Genomic DNA, 11,096 nt, shown 5'->3' with positions numbered 1-11,096 from the left:
GATACTATCATTCTTCCAGGAAAACGGGTTTCTTTATGCATTCATTTTTGGATATTTATGAGTTTTGCAACACCCTCGAATTTAAAGACATTTGAAATAAGCAATAATGGATTGAGTAATGTTGAACATATTAATGGAATGAATAAATTAATTGAATTAGGGCTTTCCAAAAATGAATTAGTAGATCTTACGCCATTATCAAAATTGTCAGGGTTACAGAAATTAAATCTAGAAGAAAACTATATTTCAGATATAATGCCACTTAGTCAATTAACAGGTTTATATGATTTAAAACTAGGTTCAAATGAAATTCGTGATGTTAGACCAGTTCAAGAACTAGGAAAAAGAATGTATATCGATATTCAAAGACAAAAAATTTTTTTAGATGATGTAGAAAAAGATAAGGAAGTTAAAATACCTATCTATAATTTACAAGGAGAGCCACTTGATACTATTCAATTGAAGAGTGAAGATGGGATCGTTAATAATGGTTCTGTTAAATGGGGGACTACCGGTGAAAAAACATATGAATTTATGTTGGATATAAATCCAGAAGAGAATCGTATTAAGTTTAATGGAACAGTAATTCAAAATGTTGTTGAAAGATTAGACGAAATCAAGGAAACAATAAAAGAGAATAATGAACAAAAGGAAAATGTAATTCTCGATAAAACTTTACAACAACATATTAATAAAGAGAATTTAGGTAGAGAGAATATAAACGCTCCTATCACAAAAGAAGATTTATTACAGATTAAAAAACTAGAGATACTTAAAGAAAAAGGAAATGAGATAAAAAATATAACAGGTTTAGAGTACATGACGAACTTAGAAAACCTCACTTTAGAAGGAGTAGACCTGAAAAATATTGAGTTCATCTCAAACTTGAAGCAATTGAATAATGTGAATGTATCTCATAATCAAATTGAAGATATAACACCACTATCTTCATTGGAAAATTTACAGTGGTTAAATCTTGCGGACAATCATATTAAAGATGTAACGGTTATTGGTTCTATGCTAAACTTATTTAGCTTAAATCTAGCTGGGAATGAGATTCGTGATGTAAGGCCGTTAATACAATTAGGTCAGTGGTTTACAATTGATGTTGGAAGACAAAATATCATTTTAAATGATGCAAAAATAAACGAAGAAATTCAAGTTCCTGTATATGATTTAGAAGGAGAAAGTATTGAAAATATTCAATTGGCAAGTGAGGGAGGGACGTTTAATAACGGAGTAATAAAATGGAATACCCTAGGTGAAAAGGTGTATAAATTTGATTTAGATTCTGATGAAATTAGCATCAGGTTTAACGGAACAGTTATACAGAATATAGTGGAAAAAGAAGAAGTAAAAGAACCAACAAAAGAAGTCGCAGAAACAAAAGAAGAAGTGAAAGAACCGGTAAAAGAAGTTGAAGAAACAAAAGAAGAAGTGAAAGAACCGGTAAAAGAAGTTGAAGAAACAAAAGAAGAAGTAAAAGAACCGGTAAAAGAAGTTGAAGAAACAAAAGAAGAAGTAAAAGAGCCGGTAAAAGAAGTCGCAGAAGCAAAAGAAGAAGTTGAAGAAGCGAAAGAACCAAAGAAAGAAGTAAAAGAATCAGCAACAGGATTGGATCAAGAGCCAAAAGGGAATAATCAAGTTGTTGAAAACGAGGGAAGAAAAGCAGACACTTTAAATAAACAACATACTAATAAGCCGGAGGAAGGCAAGAAATTTTTACCATCAACAGGCGGTGAAGCTAGCACATCGACTTTACTTTCTGGCATAACACTTGTTCTTTCCGCACTAAGTATGTTCGTATTTAGAAAGAGATTATTTAAGAAATAAATAACGTTTAATCTTATTATTATATATAATTAATTTTTTCTTTTTTGAGAAGATATTATCATGGCGGTTTTATTAGAAACATGCATATGATGGTGTCTTTTGTATAAGAGATATAATAAAACCCCATTCGTATGAAAATTATATTTCATACGAATGGGGTTTATTTAATTTACTTTCCCGCCTTTATTAATAGGGAATTCAGGATTAATTTATTGGCCGAATACTTTATTTAAAAGAGGTGCTAATCGTTACATAACCTTTTTTATTTTTTGAGATACTTCTTTTGTTTGCAAATTAACATCTTCTTTTCGCAGCTCCTTAAAGAGCGAAATGACCATAAGAACGACTACGATAGAAAATGGTAGTGCTGCGATGATAGCTGCGATTTGTAGTGCATTTAATCCTCCAGCTTGTAATAAAATAGCGGCAATTATCGCGATTGTTAATCCCCATATAAGTTTTAAACTATTTTTCGGTGATAAGCTTCCGTTACTCGTTTGCATGGAAACAACAAATGTTGCTGAATCAGCAGAAGTAACGAAAAATGTGGCTACTAAAATTAACCCGATAATCGTTAAAAATGTAGAGAATGGTAGATGTGAAATAACAGCAAATAATCCAATCTCTGTACCATTTTTTGCAATTTCATCAGCTATTCCAAGCGATTGGAACATTTCCATATGAATTGCGGTACCACCAAATACTGCAAACCAAAATGTACAGATAAGAGTTGGGACTAATACAACTCCAAAAATAAATTCTTTTATTGTACGCCCTTTAGAAATACGTGCGATAAATGTGCCGACGAATGGAGACCAAGAAATCCACCATCCCCAATAGAAAATAGTCCAATTTTCAATCCAAGAAGAAGATTTTTCATTAAATGCTCCTAAATTTAATCCCATACTAGGCAAAGCTCCAATATAAGAACCGAGTGTAGATGTGAAATATTTCATAATAAATACGGTTGGCCCTAAAAGTAAGAAAGAGATGAGTAAAATACCTGCAAGAGAGAAATTCAAGTTACTCAAATATTTAATCCCACGATCTAAGCCAGTTTGTGCACTTGTTAAATATAAAACAGCGAAGATAGCTATAAGTACGAGCTGGGTAAGTAAAGTGTTATGAATGGAAGGGAATAAATAGCTTAATCCTCCAGCAATTTGTTGAGCACCAATCCCAACAGATGGTACAATGCCAAACACTGTGGCTAAAACAGCTAAAATATCAACTGTTTTTCCGATACGGGAATTTTTCGATCGATTAAATAATGGAGTAACTGTAGCCCCGATAGTGCTACCTTTTTGTTTGCGGAATGTGAAATATGCAATTGTTAAAGCGACCATTGCGTATAGTGACCACGGAAAGAGTCCCCAGTGGAAAAATGAATATTGCATAGCGAGTTTGGCGCTTTCTTCTGTACCTGCTTTTCCTGTTAATGGATCTGTAAAATGTGAAATCGGTTCAGCGATTCCATAAAAGAGGAGTCCAATTCCCATTCCTGCCCCAAACAACATGGATAGCCAAGATGGATAATTATATTTTGGCTTTTCTCCATCTTTACCAAGACGAATAGAACCGTACTTAGAAAATGCTAAATAAGCAGCCAAAATAATCATTGTAGTCATAAGTAGAGAGTAAAACCACCCAAATTTATTGAGGATAAATGAGTTTAAAGAAGATGTAACACTTTGTAAATCGTAGCCTTGTATCCAACTTGCTGGGGTAATTCCCCATATAATGAATAATGTTGTTAGCAAGAAGGAGATATAAAATACACTGTTTTCTTTTTTTATCATAGAATCCCACCCTTATTTAATAAAATTAACAATTATAATAATCATAACAATTAAGTTTTTAATTGTCAAAAAATTCTCTTTTTGTAACATGAAAGGATGTAATTTGTTTTAGGGAGGTAAAGAGCAATGCGTTCACGATATGTACAAATTATAGGAAGAAATAATATGAAATATTGCATTTTATATTGTTACATCCAGATTTTATGTTAAATTCTTGAATGGAATATTAAAATAGGGGGCAAGGATATGAACAAGAAATCAAAGATCAATAAAGTGATGCTTAGCATTAGTACAATGGCTTTATCGTTAGGGGCACTTCAAACTCATGCAGCAGCGGAAGAAAAAGTACCGTATAACGTGTTGAAAACGAAACCGGTTGGAATTGAAAAGTCGGTAGATGAAGTTGGACATATTTCAAAAGTTGATGAAACTTTATCATTTCAAGAACGTTTAAAAGTAGGAGATTTTTCACAGCGACCAGCATCTATTACGAAGAAAACTGCAGTAAAGCAAGTTAAAGAAAGCTATTCAATGGCTGATTTAAACAAAATGAATGATCAAGAATTAGTTGAAACGTTAGGCAGTATTAAGTGGCACCAAATTACAGACTTATTCCAGTTTAATGAAGATGCAAAGGCTTTTTATAAAGATAAAGGAAAAATGCAAGTCATTATAGATGAATTAGCTCATAGAGGTAGTACATTTACGAAAGATGATTCAAAAGGAATTCAAACGTTTACTGAAGTGTTGCGTTCAGCTTTTTATCTTGCATTTTATAATAGTGAATTAAGCGACTTAAATGAAAGAAGCTTCCAGGATAAATGTTTACCTGCTTTAAAAGCAATCGCAAAAAATCCAAACTTTAAGCTTGGTACAGTTGAACAAGATACAGTCGTATCTGCATACGGTAAATTAATTAGTAATGCTTCAAGCGATGTTGAAACGGTTCAATACGCATCGAATATTTTAAAGCAATACAATGATAATTATACTACTTATGTAAATGATCGAATGAAGGGACAAGCAATATACGATATTATGCAAGGTATTGACTATGATATACAGTCGTACTTAACTGAGGCTCGTAAAGAAGCGAATGAAACGATGTGGTATGGAAAAGTAGATGGGTTTATTAATGAAATAAATCGTATTGCTCTTCTAAATGAAGTAACGTCAGAAAATAAATGGCTCGTTAATAATGGAATTTATTTTGCTAGCCGTTTAGGGAAGTTTCATAGCAATCCAAATAAAGGATTAGAGGTTGTTACAAAAGCCATGCATATGTACCCGCGCTTAAGTGAACCTTATTTTGTTGCGGTAGAACAAATTACAACAAATTATAATGGTAAAGATTATAGCGGGAATACAGTAGATTTAGAGAAAATACGTAAAGAAGGAAAAGAGCAATACTTACCAAAAACGTATACATTCGACGATGGATCAATTGTGTTCAAAACAGGAGATAAAGTATCAGAAGAAAAAATTAAGAGACTATATTGGGCTGCGAAGGAAGTAAAGGCACAGTATCACCGTGTAATTGGAAATGACAAAGCGTTAGAGCCAGGAAATGCGGATGATGTATTAACGATCGTAATTTATAATAGTCCAGATGAATATCAGTTAAATAGACAATTGTATGGATATGAAACAAACAACGGTGGAATTTATATTGAAGAGACAGGTACATTCTTTACATATGAGCGTACACCAGAGCAAAGTATTTATAGTTTAGAAGAGTTATTCCGTCATGAATTTACTCATTACCTGCAAGGTAGATATGAAGTACCAGGTCTATTTGGAAGAGGAGATATGTATCAAAATGAAAGGTTAACTTGGTTCCAAGAAGGAAATGCAGAGTTTTTCGCAGGATCTACTCGTACGAATAACGTTGTACCAAGAAAGAGCATAATTAGCGGATTATCATCTGATCCTGCAAGCCGTTATACAGCAGAGCGTACACTATTTGCTAAATACGGTTCTTGGGATTTCTATAATTACTCGTTCGCATTGCAGTCTTACTTATATACGCATCAGTTTGAAACATTTGATAAAATTCAAGATTTGATTCGTGCGAATGATGTGAAAAATTATGATGCATATCGTGAAAATCTAAGTAAAGATCCTAAGTTAAATAAAGAGTATCAAGAGTATATGCAGCAGTTAATTGATAATCAAGATACATACACTGTACCAGAAGTAGCTGGTGATTATTTAGCTGAACATGCAACGAAGTCATTAACAGCGGTGAAGAAAGAAATTAGTGATACGTTGCCTATGAAAGATACAAAAATGACAAAACATAATTCTCAATTCTTTAATACATTTACATTAGAAGGTACGTATACAGGAAGTGTCACAAAAGGTGAATCAGAAGATTGGAAAGAAATTAGTAAAAGAGTAAATGAATCTTTAGAACAATTGGCGCAAAAAGAATGGAGTGGCTACAAAACTGTTACAGCTTACTTCGTTAATTATCGTGTGAATAGTTCAAATGAATTTGAATATGATGTAGTCTTCCATGGAATTGCGAAAGATGATGGAGAAAATAAAGCTCCAACAGTTAATATAAATGGCCCTTATAATGGGCTTGTAAAAGAGGGCATTCAATTTAAAAGTGATGATTCAAACGATGAAGATGGAAAAATTGTTTCTTATTTATGGGAATTTGGAGATGGAAGCACAAGTGCAGAAGTGAATCCAGTACATGTATATGAAAAAGAAGGTTCTTATAAAGTATCGTTAAGAGTAAAAGACGATAAAGGAAAAGAGAGCAGAAGCGAAACAACTGTTACGATTAAAGATGGAAGTTTAACAGAATCAGAACCAAATAATCGTCCAGAGGAAGCAAATCGTATCGAGCTAAATAGTAAGATAAAAGGTAGTCTTATTGGCGGGGACCACACTGATGTTTATACATTTAATGTAGCATCAGCGAAAGATATCGATATTTCTGTTTTAAATGAGTATGGAATTGGGATGACATGGGTACTTCACCATGAATCAGATATGCAAAATTATGCGGCTTACGGTCAAGCTAATGGGAATCATATAGAAGCAAAATTTAATGCAAAACCAGGTAAGTATTACTTGTATGTATATAAATATGATAATGGCGATGGAACATACGAATTGTCAGTAAAATAAGTGCTTTTCCAATGTATGTTTAACTTTACTTTTTGTGGAAAATAGTATATTATATAGATATATAATATATCGGTTATTTTCTAGGAGGAGCCTGTCACAATAGGTTTCTCCTGTTCTTTTTTAGAGGCCTGTCTTACAGGCTTTTATTTAAAAGGTAAATGACTGAAAATTAAGAACAATAATCTTTGAAAGAGGTGGGGCATACACATAACAAAAAAGGGGATTGTTTAAGAGAGGGGGATAAGAAATGGCTTTGTTTGGTTATCCACTTGAAACAATTTATTTATACGGATTTATTATTGCTACTATACTCACTGTTATTTATATCTTTTTTGGAGATATATTTGAATCGATATTTAGTTTTGGGGGCGGGTCTGTATCCGTTGTTACTTTATTACTTAGTTTTTTCGCCATGTTATGTGGGCTTAGTTATATAGGAGAGTACTTATTCTCCTTTAATAGTATTACTATTTTCGGGGCTGCATTTGCTATATCTTTTATCGGTGTTTTCATCATGAAAATACTAATTTTAAAACCGATTGCAGAAGCAGAACAAAATACGATGCAACGTATGGATGAATTTATCGGTTGCAAAGGAGAAGTCATTACGACAATTCCTACAGAAGGATTTGGTGAAGTATTAATTTCATCCCAATTTGGAAGTAATGCAATCCCAGCTAAAACTGTTGGAAAAAAAGATATTTCGCAAGGAACAGAGGTTATTATCGAGGGAGTCCAAGATGGTGTTTTACTTGTACAAAACATCGCTTATTCTTTAAAGAAACCAAAATTATAAGGGGGAATTTACATGACGATTCCATTAATTATCGGTGGAGTTTTACTCGCAATTTTAATTCTACTCATTTTAGTATTTATTACGAAGTATCGTACGGTTGGTCCGGATGAAGCGTTAATTGTTACAGGGAACTGGCTTGGTGGAGGAAAGAATGTAGTTACCACTGATGATGGAAAGAAGATTAAGATTATTCGCGGGGGCGGTACTTTCGTAGTTCCAATTATGCAGAGAGCAGAGCCTTTAAGCTTATTAAACTATAAATTAGAAGTTGGTACACGTGATACGTATACGAAACAAGGTGTACCGATCACAGTAAACGGTGTTTCTATTATTAAAGTGGGATCAACAATTGAAGAAGTTTCCACAGCAGCTGAACAATATTTAGGAAAAGAAACAGAAGAGTTAAAAATAGAAGCAAAAGAAGTTTTAGAAGGGCATCTCCGTGCTATCTTATCTTCTATGACAGTAGAAGATGCGTATAGTAATAGAGAGCAATTTGCTCAAAAGGTACATGAAGTAGCTTCTACAGATTTAAAGAAGATGGGACTTCGCATTGTTTCTTTCACAATTAAAGAAATAATGGATAAAAACGGATACTTAGATGCGCTTGGTCAGCCCCAAATTGCGACAGTTAAGCGTGATGCAACAATTGCGAATGCAGAGCGTGAAAAAGAAGCACGTATTGAAAAAGCCCGTGCTGAAAAAGAGGCAAAAGAAGCAGAATATCAACGTGATGCACAAATCGCTGAAGCTGAAAAACATAAAGAATTAAAAGTACAGTCTTATAAGAGAGAACAAGAACAAGCGCGTGCAGATGCGGATCTTTCTTACGAATTACAACAAGCGAAAGCACAACAAGGTGTTACAGAAGAGCAAATGCGCGTTAAAATCATTGAGCGTGAAAAGCAAATTGAGTTAGAAGAAAAAGAAATTGCGCGTCGTGAAAAGCAATATGATGCAGAAGTTAAGAAAAAAGCCGATGCAGATCGCTATGCCGTTGAGCAATCAGCGGAAGCAGAAAAAGTAAAACAAATTAAAAAAGCCGATGCGGATCAATATAAGATTGAAGCAGAAGCGAGAGCACGTGCAGAAGAAGTACGTGTAGAAGGTTTAGCGAAGGCGGAAATTGAAAAAGCACAAGGTCAAGCGAAAGCGGAAGTACAAAAAGCGCAAGGTACAGCAGAGGCAGATGTTATTAGATTAAAAGGTTTAGCAGAAGCAGAAGCGAAACAAAAAATCGCAGAAGCATTTGAATTATATGGTCAAGCGGCAATTATGGATATGGTTCTTAAAATGCTTCCAAGTTATGCGAAGGAACTTGCAAGTCCGCTTAGTAATATTGATAAAATCACAGTTGTCGATACAGGCGGCGGTGGTAAAAATAGCGGGGCCGGAAAAGTTGCGGGTTATGCGACTGATTTAATGGCAACGATGCAAGAAACGTTAAAAGCTTCTTCTGGCATTGACTTAAAAGAGCTATTAGAAGGATTTGCAGGAAAAGGAGCGGTACAACAATTATCAAGCGATAAACCTGTTGTATCTGTAGTAGAAGATGAGAAAAAAGAAGTAGATAAAGAATAGTAAGGTGGAAAGAACCTCTAGTAAGTGAAATACTAGAGGTTCTCCTATGAATTATAATATTTCGAATAATATACATTTTTATACATTGTTTTAATTATTTAATTTATATAGAATGAAAAAGATATGTATCAATTCTTTAGATGTATAAAAAGATAGAGAGTCTCATTGATACATTTAAATCGTATTATTTTTTATAGAAAGATTAAATGTTAATTAATTACATTTAAAACGGTATGGAGGGGTAGAAGTATGTTTCAAGGGAAATTAAGGAGTAGTAGTTTAAAAACAAAGTTACTTGTATCATTTATTATTATTTTAATTCTTCCAAGTATTGTAATTGGTTGGACGTCTTATCAACAGGCGAAGACGAATTTTAATGAAACAATTTTAAACTCGGCGAAAGATAATATAAAAATTTTGGATAATGTAATTAATAAGGAATTGGATAGTAAAAAAATAGATGCAACTTATTTTACGAAATTATTTACACAATCAAGTTACCAAGCAGATCAAATTCAAAACATACAGAATAAACTAGAAGAATACAATAAACTGCATCCAGAAATGGAAGCAATCTATACAGGATCTAGTAATGGACAGTTCATTCAATCACCAGCTATTCAGATGCCAGATGGATATAATCCTACAGAAAGAGATTGGTATAAAGAGGCAGTGAAGAAAAGCGGAGAAGTAATTGTAACTGCTCCATATAAGTCAAAAACGACAGGAAATATTGTTATTACACTAGCAAAACAAAACGAGGATAAAAGTGGAGTTCTTGGGATTGACTTAATCATTAATGATATTGTTACTACTTCTAAGATGGTTAATATCGGTAAGGAAGGATATGTAGCGATATTTGATCAAGATAAAAATGTAGTAGCGCACCCGAAAATGAAGCCAGGAGAGAAATTAGAAGAGAAACTTAGTAAAGAATTGTATAAACAGGAAGCTGGGGATTTTCATTATTCATTAGATGGTGAAGATCGCAATATCACTTTTAAAACGAATAAGAAAACTGGATGGAAAATAGCAGGAATTATGCCTTCCAAAGAAATTATCGAAGCGGCTGAACCTATTTTCTATAAAACAATAACTGTTCTTGGAATTTCACTAATAATCGGTGGGATTGTAATTTACTTCATAATTGCGTCTATTATTAAACCGTTAAAACAACTTGTCATATCATCGAAGAAGATTAGTGAAGGTGATTTAACAGAATCAATTACAGTTCATTCTAAAGATGAAATTGGACAGCTAGGAGAAAGTTTTAACGAGATGGCTGCATCGTTACAAAGTGTCATTTCCAATATAAACACTTCAGCAAGTCATGTAGCGGCATCTTCAGAAGAATTAACAGCTAGTATGAAGCAGACAAGCGAAGCAACGGAACAAATTACACAGGCTATAGAGCAAGTATCAAGTGGTGCAGAAATACAAACGAAAGAAGTTGAAGAAGGAGCAACATTGTTAGAAGAAGTTACAGAAGGAATTCAGCGTGTTGCAGATAGTTCTTCATTAGTATCTACAGCCTCTATGTATACGAAGAAAAAAGCTGAAAATGGTGGGAAGTTAGTTGAACAAACTGTGAATCAAATGCAATTAATTCATGAGTCTGTTTCACAGTCAGACAAAATCATTGGTTTGTTAGACGATAAGTCGAAACAAATTGGAGCAATCCTTGAAGTAATTCAACATATTGCAGAACAGACAAATTTATTAGCGTTAAATGCGGCAATTGAGGCTGCGAGAGCTGGAGAGCAAGGTAGAGGATTTGCAATTGTAGCAGATGAAGTGCGAAAGCTAGCAGAACAATCAGGACAGTCTTCTACGGAAATTGGGAAACTAGTGAAAGAGATTCAATTTGATGAGGGTGTTGCAAAACTCATAAATATCCAAAAATGAATGCATAAAGAAACCCGTTTTCCTGGAAGAATGATAGT

At 33.6% G+C, this 11,096-nt stretch carries 5 protein-coding genes and 1 pseudogene; 5 read left to right on the top strand and 1 reads right to left on the bottom strand.

Annotation, left to right across the window (positions count from 1 at the left end):
• On the top strand, positions 1-1,833 hold a 1,833-nt coding region (locus ACQRBL_RS02915), incomplete at its 5' end, for an Ig-like domain-containing protein (protein WP_427733865.1).
• A 248-nt stretch (positions 1,834-2,081) separates the two neighbouring features.
• Here the strand turns inward: ACQRBL_RS02915 and opuD are convergent.
• Entirely contained in the window at positions 2,082-3,632 is a 1,551-nt protein-coding gene (gene opuD, locus ACQRBL_RS02910) for a glycine betaine transporter OpuD (RefSeq protein ID WP_071739131.1), read from the bottom strand.
• 246 nt (positions 3,633-3,878) lie between these two features.
• On the opposite strand from opuD, the gene colA reads away from it, so the two are divergent.
• From colA to ACQRBL_RS02890, 4 genes and pseudogenes are all read left to right on the top strand, one after another.
• Positions 3,879-6,776: a collagenase ColA gene (gene colA, locus ACQRBL_RS02905; RefSeq protein WP_153217511.1), complete on the top strand. Its 2,898-nt coding sequence runs from the start codon at positions 3,879-3,881 to the stop codon at positions 6,774-6,776.
• A 247-nt stretch (positions 6,777-7,023) separates the two neighbouring features.
• On the top strand, positions 7,024-7,572 hold the full coding sequence (locus ACQRBL_RS02900) for an NfeD family protein (protein ID WP_001173146.1): 549 nt from the start codon (positions 7,024-7,026) through the stop codon (positions 7,570-7,572).
• 12 nt (positions 7,573-7,584) lie between these two features.
• A complete protein-coding gene (locus tag ACQRBL_RS02895) occupies positions 7,585-9,153 on the top strand; it encodes a flotillin family protein (protein WP_000154998.1) in 1,569 nt (522 codons plus the stop codon).
• Positions 9,154-9,402: 249 nt separating this feature from the next.
• Positions 9,403-11,022: pseudogene (locus ACQRBL_RS02890) on the top strand (methyl-accepting chemotaxis protein); the annotation flags it as partial.
• Positions 11,023-11,096 lie beyond the last annotated feature (74 nt).

This window comes from Bacillus sp. AF62, assembly GCF_050312695.1.
Taxonomy (GTDB): domain Bacteria; phylum Bacillota; class Bacilli; order Bacillales; family Bacillaceae_G; genus Bacillus_A; species Bacillus_A cereus.
The sequence above is the reverse complement of the archived record's forward strand: the minus strand, read 5'-3'. Positions and strand labels throughout refer to the sequence as shown.